Source organism: Mycobacterium sp., from assembly GCF_035570115.1.
Lineage (GTDB): Bacteria > Actinomycetota > Actinomycetes > Mycobacteriales > Mycobacteriaceae > Mycobacterium.
Window position 1 is genome coordinate 22,303 of sequence record NZ_DATMLH010000059.1, and the last position, 13,253, is coordinate 35,555.

14 protein-coding genes are annotated in these 13,253 nt (G+C 64.1%); 5 read left to right on the plus strand and 9 right to left on the minus strand.

All coding sequences use genetic code 11. The features are described 5' to 3' along the window. Positions 1-5: 5 nt before the first annotated feature. Complete coding sequence (locus VNW74_RS04450) at positions 6-770, minus strand: SDR family oxidoreductase (protein ID WP_325675393.1); 765 nt, start codon at positions 768-770, stop codon at positions 6-8. A gap of 49 nt (positions 771-819) precedes the next feature. On the opposite strand from VNW74_RS04450, the gene VNW74_RS04455 reads away from it, so the two are divergent. Further along, positions 820-1,806: an LLM class flavin-dependent oxidoreductase gene (locus tag VNW74_RS04455; protein ID WP_325675394.1), complete on the plus strand. Its 987-nt coding sequence runs from the start codon at positions 820-822 to the stop codon at positions 1,804-1,806. 49 nt (positions 1,807-1,855) lie between these two features. Here the strand turns inward: VNW74_RS04455 and VNW74_RS04460 are convergent, their stop codons facing one another. The 3 genes from VNW74_RS04460 to VNW74_RS04470 all read right to left on the minus strand — a co-directional run bounded on the left by VNW74_RS04460 (position 1,856) and on the right by VNW74_RS04470 (position 5,625). Further along, positions 1,856-3,124, minus strand: coding sequence for an amidohydrolase family protein (locus VNW74_RS04460; RefSeq protein WP_325675395.1), 1,269 nt, complete (start codon positions 3,122-3,124; stop codon positions 1,856-1,858). A gap of 118 nt (positions 3,125-3,242) precedes the next feature. Beyond that, complete coding sequence (locus VNW74_RS04465; protein ID WP_325675396.1) at positions 3,243-4,016, minus strand: class II aldolase/adducin family protein; 774 nt, start codon at positions 4,014-4,016, stop codon at positions 3,243-3,245. Continuing rightward, the gene (locus tag VNW74_RS04470) at positions 4,003-5,625 is read right to left on the minus strand and encodes a class I adenylate-forming enzyme family protein (protein WP_325675397.1); all 1,623 of its coding nucleotides are present in this window, start codon (positions 5,623-5,625) and stop codon (positions 4,003-4,005) included. Before VNW74_RS04470 ends, VNW74_RS04465 begins: the two co-directional genes overlap by 14 nt. 186 nt (positions 5,626-5,811) lie before the next feature. Here VNW74_RS04470 and VNW74_RS04475 point away from each other — a divergent pair, with 186 nt between their 5' ends. After that, positions 5,812-6,135, plus strand: a complete 324-nt coding sequence (locus tag VNW74_RS04475; protein WP_325675398.1) for a hypothetical protein — start codon at positions 5,812-5,814, stop codon at positions 6,133-6,135. Positions 6,136-6,286: 151 nt separating this feature from the next. After that, entirely contained in the window at positions 6,287-6,946 is a 660-nt protein-coding gene (locus tag VNW74_RS04480; protein ID WP_325675399.1) for a PASTA domain-containing protein, read from the plus strand. Positions 6,947-6,965: 19 nt separating this feature from the next. Here VNW74_RS04480 and VNW74_RS04485 read toward each other — a convergent pair whose 3' ends face one another. Continuing rightward, the gene (locus VNW74_RS04485) at positions 6,966-7,757 is read right to left on the minus strand and encodes a GAP family protein (protein ID WP_325675400.1); all 792 of its coding nucleotides are present in this window, start codon (positions 7,755-7,757) and stop codon (positions 6,966-6,968) included. Positions 7,758-7,909: 152 nt separating this feature from the next. On the opposite strand from VNW74_RS04485, the gene VNW74_RS04490 reads away from it, so the two are divergent. Then, positions 7,910-8,761, plus strand: coding sequence for an SDR family oxidoreductase (locus VNW74_RS04490; RefSeq protein ID WP_325675401.1), 852 nt, complete (start codon positions 7,910-7,912; stop codon positions 8,759-8,761). A gap of 22 nt (positions 8,762-8,783) precedes the next feature. Here the strand turns inward: VNW74_RS04490 and VNW74_RS04495 are convergent, their stop codons facing one another. Then, entirely contained in the window at positions 8,784-9,761 is a 978-nt protein-coding gene (locus tag VNW74_RS04495; RefSeq protein ID WP_325675402.1) for a Gfo/Idh/MocA family oxidoreductase, read from the minus strand. A 540-nt stretch (positions 9,762-10,301) separates the two neighbouring features. Between VNW74_RS04495 and VNW74_RS04500 the strand changes: the two genes are divergently transcribed. After that, positions 10,302-10,466 carry a hypothetical protein gene (locus tag VNW74_RS04500; protein ID WP_325675403.1) on the plus strand — a complete coding sequence of 55 codons (165 nt, stop codon included), beginning with the start codon at positions 10,302-10,304 and terminating at the stop codon, positions 10,464-10,466. A gap of 32 nt (positions 10,467-10,498) precedes the next feature. On the opposite strand, the gene VNW74_RS04505 is transcribed toward VNW74_RS04500, so the two are convergent. The 3 genes from VNW74_RS04505 to VNW74_RS04515 all read right to left on the minus strand — a co-directional run bounded on the left by VNW74_RS04505 (position 10,499) and on the right by VNW74_RS04515 (position 13,073). Beyond that, positions 10,499-10,924: a DUF732 domain-containing protein gene (locus tag VNW74_RS04505; protein WP_325675404.1), complete on the minus strand. Its 426-nt coding sequence runs from the start codon at positions 10,922-10,924 to the stop codon at positions 10,499-10,501. Positions 10,925-11,157: 233 nt separating this feature from the next. After that, positions 11,158-11,520 carry a DUF732 domain-containing protein gene (locus tag VNW74_RS04510; protein ID WP_325675405.1) on the minus strand — a complete coding sequence of 121 codons (363 nt, stop codon included), beginning with the start codon at positions 11,518-11,520 and terminating at the stop codon, positions 11,158-11,160. Positions 11,521-11,591: 71 nt separating this feature from the next. After that, complete coding sequence (locus tag VNW74_RS04515) at positions 11,592-13,073, minus strand: MFS transporter (RefSeq protein WP_325675406.1); 1,482 nt, start codon at positions 13,071-13,073, stop codon at positions 11,592-11,594. Positions 13,074-13,253: the final 180 nt, after the last annotated feature.

The window sequence follows — 13,253 nt, forward strand, 5'->3', positions numbered from 1 at the left end:
CCCGCTCAGCCGCCGACCATGGCGAGGCCACCGTCAACGGGGATCAACTGCCCGGTGATGAACCCGGCCCCGTCGCCGGCGAGGAATACCAACACCGGCCCCAGGTCAGCGGCAGGATCACCGAGCTTGCCGCCGAGCGGAATTGACAACCTCATCTGCTGATCGATGAATGCCGCGGCGCCCGGACCGAGGAATTCCCGCAGCCGATCCGCGCCCGGCGTTTGGACCGCCGGCGCCAGCGCATTGACGGTGACCCGGTCTGCGCCCCAGGCCTTGGCCGCCGACCGGGTCCAGGCTTGCACTGCGCCCTTGGTCGCGGCGTACACCGCCGAGATCTGGCTGCCCATAACCGCCTCGGCGGAACCGAAATTGATGATCCGTCCACCGCTGCCGCGCATCACCGCATGCGCCGCCTGATTGGTGAGAATCGTTCCTTTGACATTGGTTGCCAGCAGAAAATCGATCTCGTCGCTGGTGATCTGCCCGGGCACGCCGGCCTGCCACAAGCCGGCGGCGTTCACCAGCACATCTAGGCCGCCGAGGTCCTGCACCGCGCCGCGAAACGTGGCGTCGACCGCCTCGGCGTCCCGGACGTCGCACTGCAGCCAGGTCACCGGCGCGACGTCATCGGCAGGAGCGGTGCGATGGTATGTCGCGACCACCCGCGCGCCCGCGTCGTGCAACACCCCCACCGCAGCGGCACCGATCCCGGTGGCACCGCCGGTAACCAGAATGCGCCGACCATCCAGCAATGAGTGCGGTACCGTCATGGCCGCGGAGTCTATCCGCCTGTAGAAAGCCAATGTCAGGTAACGGCCCATGTATTCGATGCGGTTCGACATGCGCGCCCCCGATTTCGGGGCGGCGCCGACCGAGTTGTACGAGGCCGCCGTCGACATGTGCGCATGGGCCGAAACACGAGGCTGCCTCGCCGCGGTGATCTGCGAACACCACGGTTCGCCGGATGGCTATCTGCCAACACCAATGATCCTCGGCAGTGCCATCGCCGCGCGCACGAAGCAGTTGATGATGACGCTCATTGTCATCCTCCCGTTCTACGATCCCGTTCGGCTTGCCGAAGAGATCGCCGTCCTGGACATCCTCAGCAAGGGGCGCGGAAGCTACGTGTTCGGGTTGGGTTATCGGCCTGAGGAGTACCAGCATTTCGGCCTCGATCTGCGGGCCCGCGGACGAATGGCCGACGAAAAGCTTGACCTGCTGCGTCGTCTGCTTGCCGGCGAAGTGGTGCAGCACGAGGGCCGCCGGATCAAGGTGACACCCTCGCCGTTCTCGCCGCAGGGGCCGCTAATGATGTGGGGCGGTGGAAGTTTGGCGGCGGCGCGGCGCGCGGGACGCTACGGCCTGGGCTATCTCGCGCAGGGCGACGTCCCCGGTTCGCAGGAGGCGTACGAAGAAGCGTGTCGTGCCCATGGTCATGAGCCGGGTATGACGCTGCTGCCTGATCGCGATACGCCGAGCGTGTGTTTCGTCGCCCCCGACGTCGAGCTGGCCTGGCGGGAGATCGGACCGCACCTGCTGCACGACGCACGCGCGTATGCCGAGTGGAACCCGGGAAATCAGACATCGGCGGGTATCGCGGAGGCCAGCGATGTCGATGAGCTGCGGGCGATGTCGCGGACGCACCGCATCTTCACCGCTGACGAAGCGATCGCGCATGTTCGCGGTGGTGGCATGCTCACCCTTTCGCCGTTGTGCGGTGGCCTCCCGCCCGACATCGCCTGGAAGTACCTGCGCTACGTCGACGAGGCGGTGATGCCCGCGTTGCGCAGCACGGGCGGCGGGTAGCGCTACGCGCCTGTCCCGCCCGAATGCCTACTGACCAGGACGGCCATCGTCAAAAGGCCTCGGGATCCTGCTGTATATCGAGCGGCACCGGATGGCGATACAGTCGCGAAGCGTTCTCCCAGGTAAATTTGCGGATCAGACCCGTTGGAAGATCGCCAATTTGCTCGTGGATCGTTTCTTGGGTGTGTGGCCAGGTGGAGTCGCAGTGCGGGTAGTCGGCTTCCAACATGATGTTGTCCACGCCAATGCGCTCGTGCTGTACGAAAGACGACTTGTCTTCCACTGCGCAGAACCAGAAATTGCGCGTGAAAACCTCTGCAGGAGTCAAACTCTCGCCCAACGAGGCCCAGGTTCCATACATTGCGTGGTAGCTGAGCATGTGGTCGAGGCGATCCAGCAAACCCGCGACCCAGCCGATTCCGCCTTCGGACAAACAGATCTTCAGATCGGGGAACCTGCTGGGCAGCCCGGAGTACAACCAGTCGACCGCAGCCGAGATGGCATAGGCGAAGAACAGCACGCCCTGCACATCAGGCGGTGCGTCTTCAGTGGTGGACGGCGACGAGCCTGATGATCCGATGTGAAGGTTCACGACGGTGTCGGTGTCGGCGCATGCCGCCATTATCGGATCCCAGTGTCCGGAGTGAATACTGGGCAATCCGAGCATCGCCGGGTTCTCGCTGAACGTGACGGCGTGAAAGCCGCGTTCGGCGTTCTCGTGGATCATCTTTGCGCCGAGCTCCGGGTCCAGCAGCCAGGGCAACTGGCACGGAATGATCCGGTCGGGATATGAACCCGCCCAAACCTCGTGGTGCCAGTCGTTCCAAGCGCGCACCGAAGCCAACGCCAGATCGCGATCGTTGGTCACCTGCTGCAGCCGCTGGCCGGCGAACCCCGGTAGAAACGAAGGAAAGTTGAGCGAGGCATAGATGCCGTTGAGGTCCATGTCCTTGACACGGTCGTGGATATCCCATGCGCCACGACGCATTTCATCGAATCGAACCGGCTCGAAGCCGTACTCCGACACCGGCCGTCCAACCACCGCGTTGAACCCGACATTGGGCAGTTCCTGGAAGTCGTAGACCCAGGTCTGTCCCCCGCTGTCGGTATCGACGACTTTGGGTGCGCGGTCGGCGAATCTCCGCGGCAGACGTCCAGTGAACGTGTCCGGAGGTTCGACGATGTGATCGTCGACCGAGATCACGGTGTAGCGTCGTTGCGCCCTTGGCGGGTCCGGCAGAAACGTGACGGAGCGATCTTGCCCGGTCGCGGCGGTGGTGAAGTTCAGGTTGGCGGCCAGCTCGTCGATCGATTTCATCTCTCACCCAACCTCCTTGCAGCCCAGTCGTATCGAGTGTGCACTGACGGCGAAGCCGCTCGGCGTGTCGCCGCCCTGAGTGCACATTCGGCGCCGGTGTTGCGCGCGCGACTCGTGCTTACTTGAGCACATCAGGATCGGCTTTGATCGTCATGCGTGCGGCGCCGGCCCAGTAAACGTCAGCGGCGCGTTCGATGAGCGACCGCTGCATGCCGGCCATGTCCGACCAGTTCATCGTCACCGGCTCCGTTCCGGTGAGCATGACGTCGTAGGCCAGCTTGCATACCCGCTCGATCGATGCCGCGCGGTAGACGGCGTCGGCCAGGTTTCGACCGGTGGCGATCACCCCGTGGTTGGCCAGAATCGTCAGGTTGGCGTCTCCAATGCGGGCCGCGAGATCGGCTGCGCGGGAAGCGCTGTCGATTTCACCATCGTAACTGTCGACCAGGCACAGGTCGTCCAGGAACAACGAACCGGTCTGGTGAACCAGCTCGGGCAGCCTGCCGAGTGCGGCAAGCACGCATACGTAATAGGGATGATTGTGAATGACCACCCGCGCGTCTTCGCGCACGCGATGCAGTTCGGTGTGGATGTAGATCGCGGGCGTGACATCCCAACGGCCGCGGACCACCCGCGCGTCGCTATCCACCACGCAGATATCGGATGCGGTCAGTTCTTGCCACCACAATCCCCACGGGTTAACGAACATATCGGTATGTCCGTCCGGCTGCCACGTGATGTGTCCGGCCATGTTTTCGGCGAAATCGATGTCGGCGAGGTGCCGAAAGGCCACGGCGAGCGCCTGCTCGTCGGATAGTTCGACTCCGATCGGTGGCACGACCGAAGGCGCCCACACCTCCAGGCCGCCTCGTCGTGCATCACGAGCATTCATCGTTGGCCTCCATCCTGGCTCGAATATCTTCTCGAAGCCGGCCTTTGGCGACCTTTGCGCCGGATGACCGGGGTAGTTCATCGACCACAATGAGTCGTTCGGGCAGCAGCTCCTTGGAAACACCAAGACCCAATAGGTATTCGACGAGTTCGGGCAGGTCGATGGTCTGCGAGTCAGTGAGTTCGGCGTAGAGGCAAACCTTTTCACCGAACACCGGGTCGGGCATGGCGACCGCGGCCGCCAGCGCGATCGCAGGGTGTGCCGTGGCAGCATCCTCGACCTGTGCCGCGCTGATGTTCTTGCCGCCTCGCACGATGAAATCCGAGATTCGGCCGGTGACGCTCAGATAGCCTTCCGCGTCGATCTCGCAGATGTCGCCCATGCGCATCCACCCGTCACGGGTGAACAACTGGTCGTGCTCGGCCCCGTCGAGATAGCCGAGGCTGGTCGCCGGTCCTCGGCACGCGGGCTGGCCGCGGCCGGTCGCGGTGACGTCTCTATCGCCGTCGAAGAGTCGGACCGACATCTCTGGCACGATTCGGCCGCCCGTGCGAAGTCTGCGTCGCCGCGAGTCGTGCAGGGTGGTCCCGCTGAGCAGGCCGGTTTCATTGGAACCGTAGAACTGCAGAATCTTTGCGCCGGTGAACTCCTCGAACTCGGCGGCCGGTCGGTACGGCACTGCCTCGCCGCCGGTGAAAACGACACGCAACGAGCTCAGGTCGTGATCGCGGCGAGCCCGGTCGGCCATCAGCATCGTCAATTGTGTACTGACACAGCACAGTACGCTGATCTTGTGTCGCGCGATCGCCTCACACGTTGCCTTCGGCGTGAATCGCTCCGGGATCACCGCGGTGGCACCCAGGTAGATCGGGGTGCTGTGGCTGGTCCATAGTCCGAAGCCGAATGGCGTGGGAATGACGGGCAAGAAGATGTCATCCGACGTCAGTTGCCCATTGGCAACGGCCTTCTGGTGAAAGTAGTACCACCGGTTCTGGGTGTGCACGACACACTTGGGCAGGCCCGTGGTCCCGGACGTGGAGTTGATCAGAAAGACGTCATCGGGACCGAGTTGGGACTCGACCCGCACTGCCCCGGGCTTCGCGTCGCTGTTGAGCCGCGGGACGTCCGCATCGTGGGTCAAGACCAGCGATGGGACCGGGAATTCAGCGGCCACGCGCGTCGCGGCGTCACTGCGCTGCTGGTCGCTGATCAGCAGCTTCGGTTGCGAGCTGAGCAGTATGGCGGAAGCCTCACGGATGCCGGCGCGCGCGCCGATGCCGACGACGACGGCGCCGCAACGCTCGATGGCAACAAACAGCACATGGATCGCAGTCGAGTCGCCGTGCCAGACCGCAACCCGATCACCCGGTAGCACGCCCGCGCCGGCCAGCTGCTCAGCCAGGGCGCGGGCCGACGAGTCGAATTCACGCCACGTCATGGCCAGGCCGGGATCGTCGGCGTAGGCGCACCGGTCCGGCGAGTGTTCGGCGTTATGACGTACCGCGTCCGACAGCGTCGAGTCGGACCACCAGCCGGTGGCGCGGTAGCGAGCCGACTCCTCGTCGGTGAATGCCGGCGAGCCCACGGTATCCAGCCCACCGGCACTCATCACCCGATGATATGGCGACGGGCCTTACTTGCCCGCGGCATTACCGACTCGCGCTCTTGCGGGGCGGTGAGGTGCAGAGACAAGTAGTGCACTACTCGTGTCTGCGGGCGCCTACCGGCCATACGTTGCTTGCGAGCAATGGCCGGTTGGACCGGTCAAAGGCACACCGCACAGGAGCCGAAAGAAATGTCCTCTTCAAGAGCGGCATCCGCCAGCACCGCAGATGCCCCACACGAGCCCGTACTTCGGGCAGCCACGGTCGCGCCCGCGGATAAGGCGGCATCGTCCGAGGTGCTGATCACCGAACGAGAGGTACTTTTCAGCACCGCGGCCGCTTTGCCGGCACGCCGCGAGAGCATGCGCCGCCGATTCGTCGCACTGATGCGGCGGATGTTCGCGGTTTCGGCGTACACATCGCGTCCACCTCGACGGGACGTCCCGAAGCGTTACGAGTTCCTCGAACGTGCCCTCAAACGTGCCCTCCTGGGACGCGAAATGGACAGGCTGTGAACGCCGTGACCGTCGTCGGCACCGCTGTATTTCTGGTGATGACCGCGGCGGGAATCTACGACCTGCAGCCCCGGCTCGAGCGGTGGGACTATCAGCGCCATTTCGACGACTGAAGCCCGCGCGACGCAGGCGTCAGGCTATCCTGACAGTTATGAGCGTTGCAGACGCGTGGGAGCAGGCCCGACAGGCATGGCGCCGGCTTGCCTCTAACAGCGAACGCCCAGGTGGCGACGACGATGGGCTGGCTTCCTTGTCCGACATCGGTGTTGTCCGCCGCACGTTGGACCAGGCGGAATTAGCGGCCGTTCGAACTGCCCGGCGCACCGGCAAGTCCTGGGCCGAGATTGCCACTCATTTGGGGGTCACGCGGCAATCCGCCTGGGAACGGTGGCGTGATCTCGACGACTCCCCTCGTGGCGATGACTCGGGCAGCGGTGCTGAATCGACAGTTCTGGATGACGCGGCATCGCACCTGATCCAGATACGCGCGCGAGGGCTGCGGCGGGCCGCGAAAACACTAGTGCCCAACGTGGTCGGGCTCGAGTGGATCGAGGCGCGCGACGTGCTGGCCGGTGAAGGTCTGGTGGCGATCAATGCCCGTCCAGACAGCCCTTCCGACCCGGCAAGCCGCGGCTGGGTCGTGACCGACCAAAGCCCCGAGTCCGGCGCACGGGTCAGCGCCGGATCGGTAGTCCGACTGTGGATGCGAGGTGACGGCGATGCGGGGGTGCGGGAACCGCGGCGTCCGCGACCCACGCCTCGATCGGCTCGGGAGGCGTTGCCAGAACCCCACGACCAGGCGATCGGCTAACACGAATCTGGAGAGCCGCTCAGATCATGCCCATGCCCTGGGCCACCAGTGCGAGCCCAACGAATGTCAACATGACGACCAGAATCTGCCGGCGATAGCAGCGCGCCCAGTCGTGTAGCCGGCGCAGTGACGCTTCGGTCTTGGTTGGCGCGAATAGGTTGCTGAGCAGCACGATCTCGACAATCGCAAGCGTCTCGACGACGAACACGATGGCGGCGCCGATCTGGGTGCCGATCGCCGCTCCCGACGTCGGGATGGTGGCGAGCCCGAATACGACCAACGCCGGGTTAGGCGCCGCCCACAAACCGACCGCCAACGCGATCCATAAGGATTCGCTTTCCCATGCGTCGGTGGCGCGGCTCAGCAGCCGCCGGATGGCAGCTCGGGATCCGCCCTCGGGCGCCGCATCCTGGTCATCCTTCCCGCGGCTCAGGGGCCGCTCGATCGGGTGCGGTGATGTGTTGGCGTCCCGTGCCGCTGTCTGCGCCCCCTGACGCGCCAGAAAGCGCACCGCCAACAGGGCGGCGACCAATACGACGAGCACGCCCGCCGCAATTTCAACATGCCGGACGGTGGAGCTGGCGGAGGTAGCCGGGTTGGCCAAGTCGTGCACAAAAGACGAGAGCGTCGGTGTGAAATGCAACGCCAAAATCGGGACCAGCAGTAAGACAACGCCGGCCAGCGCGCAACCGATCCAGTAGACGAGCAGGTTTTGCGCGGGCCGCGGCCTGGAAATGAGGAGAACATTGAAGCCCAGACGCACCGGGTCGAATGCTATGGGAAGCGCCAGCAGCACCAGCGAGCTCCACATAGCCCAAAACTTACCCGGCCGCCCTGGGCATCGATCAGCTAAGGGTTGGCCGTGAAATTAGCCATCGGGCTTGTGCTTTCAACAATCGGTGATAGATACCACCGTGGAATTGAGTGGACTCGCCAGGCGTGTGTTGCAAAGGGGCCGAGGATATGAGGATCGACGACGCAACGGTTGCCGCCCCATTGCTGGCCGACCGGATTGCGGTGATAACCGGCGGCGCTGGCGGTATCGGCGCGGCGACCGCGCGGCTGTTCGCACACCATGGCGCCCAAGTGGTCATCGCGGATGTCGACGCCGAACGCGCTGAGCAGACTGCCGACGCAATCAGCGAGTCCGGCGGGTCTGCCGTCGCTTTGGTCACCGATGTCCGCGACGCCGACCAGGTTGCCGAATTGGCGCGATCAGTACTCGATCGCTACGGCCGGGTAGATGTCCTGGTCAACAACGTGGGCCACTGGCTGCGCCACCCGGGCGACTTCGTCGACACCGACCGGCAACTGTGGGACGACCTCTACCGAATCAACCTGCACCACGTCTTGCTCGTCACGCACGCGTTTCTGCCTGCGATGATCGACCAACACGTCGGCGCGATCGTCAATGTCTCATCCGTCGAAGGGTTGCGAGGCTACCCGGAGGACCCGGTCTACGCTGCCTTCAAAGCCGCCGTCATCCACTTCACCCGCAGCCTGGCGGTGCAGGTAGGCCGCGACGGCATACGGGTCAACGCGATCGGCCCCGACGTCACCGAATCACTTCAGGTGCCCTACTCGCAGTGGCTGTCCGCCGAAGAGCACCTGCAGTGGCCGCAATGGGTTCCCGTCGGACGGATGGGGCTGCCCGAGGACCAGGCCCGGGTGATTCTGTTCTTGGCCTCCGACCTGTCGGCGTTCGTCACCGGCCACACCATCCCGACCGACGGCGGCACCGGCGCGGCGGGCGGGTGGTTTCGCTCGTCACGCCGAACCGACCGGGAATGGACCAACCGCCCCATCGAGCCGTGACCGGGGCAGCGCCGCCGCGGGCTCAGCTGGGCTCGCGGAGCGGCAAGCCGGCAGTGCGATAAATCGCATCGACGACGATCATGTTCTCGATCGCGTCTTCCGGCGTCGTCTTCACCGGTTCGCCGCGCAGCACTGCCGCGGCGAAGGCGTCGAGCTGATACGCGTAGGAGGCGCGGCGTGGAAAACGCTCCACACGTTTGCCGGTCGATGACCGGACCGAAAGCCGGTGGTAAAGCTGCGGCAGCACCGGATTGAGCGCATGCAGCTCGCCCCGCTCACCAACCACGTGAGCGCTGATTTCCAGCAGTCGCGGCGACCACATGGAGCAACGGATCCGGCCGGTGTGCCCTTCGGCAAACCGCACCTCGGCGGTCATGGCCCGGTCAACTCGTGGATCGCGCAATTTCGGTTGCGCTGAAACAACTTCCGGCGTTGAACCCCCGAACGTGCGGACCATGTGGACGGCATAGCACCCAGCGTCCATGGTCGCGCCTCCGGCAAGCGCGTAGTTGTAGCGGATGTCGGAGGAATTCGGCAACGGGAAGCACAGGGCCGCCTCCACCCGCTGCAGCTTGCCCAGTTCGCCCGAGGCGATGATCTCCTCGATTCGCAAAGCCAGCGGATGGTAGCGGTAGTGAAATGCCTCCATCACAACTCGATCCGACTTTGCGGCCAGCTCGGCGATCTCACGGGCTTCGGCGGCGTTGGCGGTGAACGGCTTCTCGCACAGCACGTGCTTACCGGCGGCCAGTGCTGCCCGGGTCCACTTGCCGTGCAAGCCATTAGGCAGCGGGTTGTAGACGGCGTCGAGGTCCGGGTCGGCGATAAGCGCCTCATAGCTGTCGTGCACCCGGGCGATGCCGTGTTTTGCGGCAAAAGCCCGAGCACGCGAAACATCGCGCGCAGCCACGGCCGCGACCACGACGTCGGCATTTGTCTTGGCTGGTTTGATGAGCGCCGTCGGCGCAATACGCGCCGCACCCAGTACGCCGATTTGCACGGGATCAGGCTAGGCCCCGTTCGAACGTCAAGCCTGGCGAATAGGAAATTACGCCGAATTGAACAAACCCCATAATCCGAGTGGGCGGCAGACCACAATCGTCCTTTCTCAGCAAGCTCACCCGAATTCTTAATGTCGCACGCAGGGAAGACGCCTACCGTCGGCCCATGGTCGCGGTCGGCGAGCTGGTCCGGTTCCCGTCGAATCGATCGGTGCTTCCGCCCCCCATTCGCTGCCCCCGTGGTCATCTGATGCGGCCGGAGCGGATGCTGGTCGGCAGCACCGCCTGCGCATGCGGACGCCATCTGACGTGGCGATGTCATTGCGGTGCCGTGACATATGGGCCCGAGTTGGGTGACAAATGCCGTCTGCTTCGACCGGCGCAGTCGTCAAACGGAGCGGGACGCTCGGGTCCGTAAACGGCATGTCAAAGTCGCGTAAAAACCCCCCGAGGTCTCTCGCCGAGAAGCGATTGGACTGTGTACATTTTTTAAGTCGGATTGTCGGGCTTTTGGTCCGACCTACCTGAGGAAGAAGGTCATGCCTCCCCTTGAAGCGCGGCTCCGCGAAGAATTGCGCAATTGCTCCGTCGAATTACGACAACTTGCGTACACGCTGCAGAACGGGATAGGCGAGCACGACCTGCTTCGACTGTCAGAGCGAATGCGGGCTACCGCCGACGAGGTGGTCCGCAGCGGGGCATGACCCGTTGGGCCTGACCGCTTAGTTGGTTGCCCTCAGGACCCCGGCGGTTTGGCCGCATCACTGGGCGGTTTCCCCTCATCACCCGGCGGTTTCGTGTCACCCGGCGGTTTCGTGGTCCAACCCTTACCCGTCATGTATTTCGATAGGTATTTCGGGCAGTACGCGGCGGCCGACAGTGCCATGAACTCGTCGGCACCGTGCGCCGTCAAGCCCGGATTTAGCGACATAAGGTTGCTCTCGATTTCCGTGTCCGCCGTGCCGTTGTCGGCTAACGAGCACAGGTCCTTGGCAGCCGCGATCGCCTTTGTCGGGTCCTGATGGGTAAGACCGGCGTCTTTGAGTTGGGAAACGAACTCGGCGTCGACACCGGACGGGGTTGACGGAGGGTCGTCGGCGCATGCCGGCGGGGCCATCGCGACCACGGCGGCGACGCTTGTCAGGATCAGCAGACCTTTCATATTTCCCGAGTCTTCCAAAGTCGGGTCCAAGGCGCATCCCCCATCCAACAGCACCGGGGCGAAATGCGACAAGTGTTCAGACGGCAAACCCCCGGACGTAAACGGCATGTCAAAGTCCCGTAATAAGGCTTCAACGTCTCTCGGATTGACGCGACTGGACTGTGTATAGCCCGCCCTGCGCGAGGAAGAAGGTCATGGCTCCCCTTGAAGCGCGGCTCCGCTCTACCTAGGCCCTAGTTCCCCACGGCGGCTGGCGGCTTCGGCGGCTGGCCATGACCGGTCAGGTATTTCGAGCAGTACTTGCCTTGCGCCAATGTCATGAACTGGGTGGCGCCCTGCGGCGTCAAGTCTGGATTGCGCGACACAAGGTTGCTCTGGATTACGGTGTCGGGCGTGCCGTTGTCCATCAACGAGCACATGTCCTTGGCAGCCGCGATTGCTTTGGTCGGGTCCTGATCGGTAAGCCCGGCGGCATTGAGTTGGGCAATGAAGTCAGCGTCGGCACCGGACGGGGTTGACGGAGGGTCGTCGGCGTATGCGGGCGCGGCCATCCCGATCATGACGGCGACACTCGTCAGTATCAGCAGATGTTTCATAGTTCCCGCGTACCCAAAATCGCGTCCAGGACGCATCCTGCATACAACACTCGACAGGTGTTCGGACAGCGTTAACGCTGATCTTCCGTTTCTTCCTCGCGCTCGGCGTCGGCCACCGTCAACGGCAACGCCAGCTCTTCCAGTGGGCGTCCCTCGGCCGCGACACCCAGCCACAATTCGACCAGGCCCGCCGCTGCCATCACGACGGCTCCAACGACGAAAGACCAGACCACCTGGCCACGCTCTCCCGAATTGATCAACTGACCGAACAGCAACGGCCCCGTGATACCGCCGATCGCCGTGCCGACGGCGTAGAAGAAAGCGATCGCCAGCGCCCTGGTCTCCATCGGGAAGATCTCGCTCACGGTCAAATAGGCGGCGCTCGCGCCCGCTGAGGCCAAGAAGAACGTCACCGCGAGCACACCGATGAAGGTCCAGACGCCGCCAGTCTGGGTCACGAACAGCCCCGCGAGGACGAGGGCCACGACTGCCGAACCGACATAGGACAAGGTGATCATCGGTTTGCGGCCGACGGTGTCGAACAGGCGCCCAAGCAACAACGGGCCGACGAAATTGCTCAGCGCCCACAGGATGTAGAACAGTGGCACCCTTGCGGATGAGACTCCGTAGAACCCGCTCAGCAGCGTGCCGAGATTGAAGGTCACACCGTTGTAGAGGAACGCCTGCCCGATGAACAGTGCCAACCCAAGAATGGCGCGCCGCGGATAGAGCTTAAACGCCACCGCGGCGATCTCACGGAACGAAATCGTCTCGCGCTGACGAACTTTGAGCGCAGGCCCTCGCGGCTCGGGCAGTGGCCGGCCGGTGTCCCGCTGGATTTCGTCTTCGATTGAGGCGACGACCCGCTCGGCTTCCTGGTCGCGCCCGTGAATGAACAACCAGCGTGGACTTTCCGGAACGTTGCGCCGGACCAGAAGGACGAAAATGCCGAAGATGGCTCCGATGCCGAAGGCGAGCCGCCACCCGATATTGGCCGGGAAGTGCGACGTGTTCAGCACGACCAGCGCGCCGGCCGCTCCCGCGGCCGAACCCAGCCAGTAGGTCCCGTTGATTATCAGGTCGACGCGACCACGCACACGCGCGGGGATCAACTCGTCAATCGCCGAGTTGATAGCGGCGTATTCGCCCCCAATCCCGGCGCCGGTGAAAAACCGTGTGACGAAGAAATACCAGGGCGCGAACGCGAATGCCGTCGCAACTGTGGCGACCAAATACACCGCGAGGGTCAGCATGAAGAGATTGCGCCGTCCGAAGCGGTCGGTCAGGTGACCGAAGAACAATGCGCCTAAGCAGGCTCCCGCGATGTAGATCGCCGCGGCCACGCCGATCTGCGCGGGGTTGAGCTCGATGCCGCTGCCTTTTTCGGTGAGTCGGGACGACACGTTGCCGACCATCGTGACCTCGAGCCCGTCGAGGATCCACACCCCACCAAGACCGATGACGACGCGCCAGTGAAACCGCGCCCAGGGCAGTCGGTCCAGCCGTGCCGGCACCTGCGTCGTGATGATTCCGGTCTGCACGCTTTCACTCATGCTGCTCCGTTCTGGGTCGACCGAGGGTTTACCCGCTACCGCGTATCGCAAGCCTCGACGAGGCTATTTCGTCGCTCGGCGTGCTCTTCGCGCCCCAACATCGCACCATCGACGACGCCCTGGCCAGTTACGAACGGAGCACCCGCGTCGGTCCGACGATCCAGCGACGCGGGTGGCCGA

Excerpts from the sequence above, each read along its gene's own strand:
- VNW74_RS04500 (WP_325675403.1), top strand. The coding sequence starts at position 10,302 with ATGCCTCCCCTTGAAGCGCGGCTCCGCGAAGAATTGCGCAATTGCTCC.
- VNW74_RS04450 (WP_325675393.1), bottom strand. The coding sequence starts at position 770 with ATGACGGTACCGCACTCATTGCTGGATGGTCGGCGCATTCTGGTTACC.
- VNW74_RS04475 (WP_325675398.1), top strand. The coding sequence starts at position 5,812 with ATGTCCTCTTCAAGAGCGGCATCCGCCAGCACCGCAGATGCCCCACAC.
- VNW74_RS04515 (WP_325675406.1), bottom strand. The coding sequence starts at position 13,073 with ATGAGTGAAAGCGTGCAGACCGGAATCATCACGACGCAGGTGCCGGCA.
- VNW74_RS04465 (WP_325675396.1), bottom strand. The coding sequence starts at position 4,016 with ATGAATGCTCGTGATGCACGACGAGGCGGCCTGGAGGTGTGGGCGCCT.
- VNW74_RS04485 (WP_325675400.1), bottom strand. The coding sequence starts at position 7,757 with ATGTGGAGCTCGCTGGTGCTGCTGGCGCTTCCCATAGCATTCGACCCG.
- VNW74_RS04455 (WP_325675394.1), top strand. The coding sequence starts at position 820 with ATGTATTCGATGCGGTTCGACATGCGCGCCCCCGATTTCGGGGCGGCG.
- VNW74_RS04510 (WP_325675405.1), bottom strand. The coding sequence starts at position 11,520 with ATGAAACATCTGCTGATACTGACGAGTGTCGCCGTCATGATCGGGATG.
- VNW74_RS04505 (WP_325675404.1), bottom strand. The coding sequence starts at position 10,924 with ATGAAAGGTCTGCTGATCCTGACAAGCGTCGCCGCCGTGGTCGCGATG.
- VNW74_RS04470 (WP_325675397.1), bottom strand. The coding sequence starts at position 5,625 with ATGAGTGCCGGTGGGCTGGATACCGTGGGCTCGCCGGCATTCACCGAC.
- VNW74_RS04460 (WP_325675395.1), bottom strand. The coding sequence starts at position 3,124 with ATGAAATCGATCGACGAGCTGGCCGCCAACCTGAACTTCACCACCGCC.
- VNW74_RS04480 (WP_325675399.1), top strand. The coding sequence starts at position 6,287 with ATGAGCGTTGCAGACGCGTGGGAGCAGGCCCGACAGGCATGGCGCCGG.
- VNW74_RS04490 (WP_325675401.1), top strand. The coding sequence starts at position 7,910 with ATGAGGATCGACGACGCAACGGTTGCCGCCCCATTGCTGGCCGACCGG.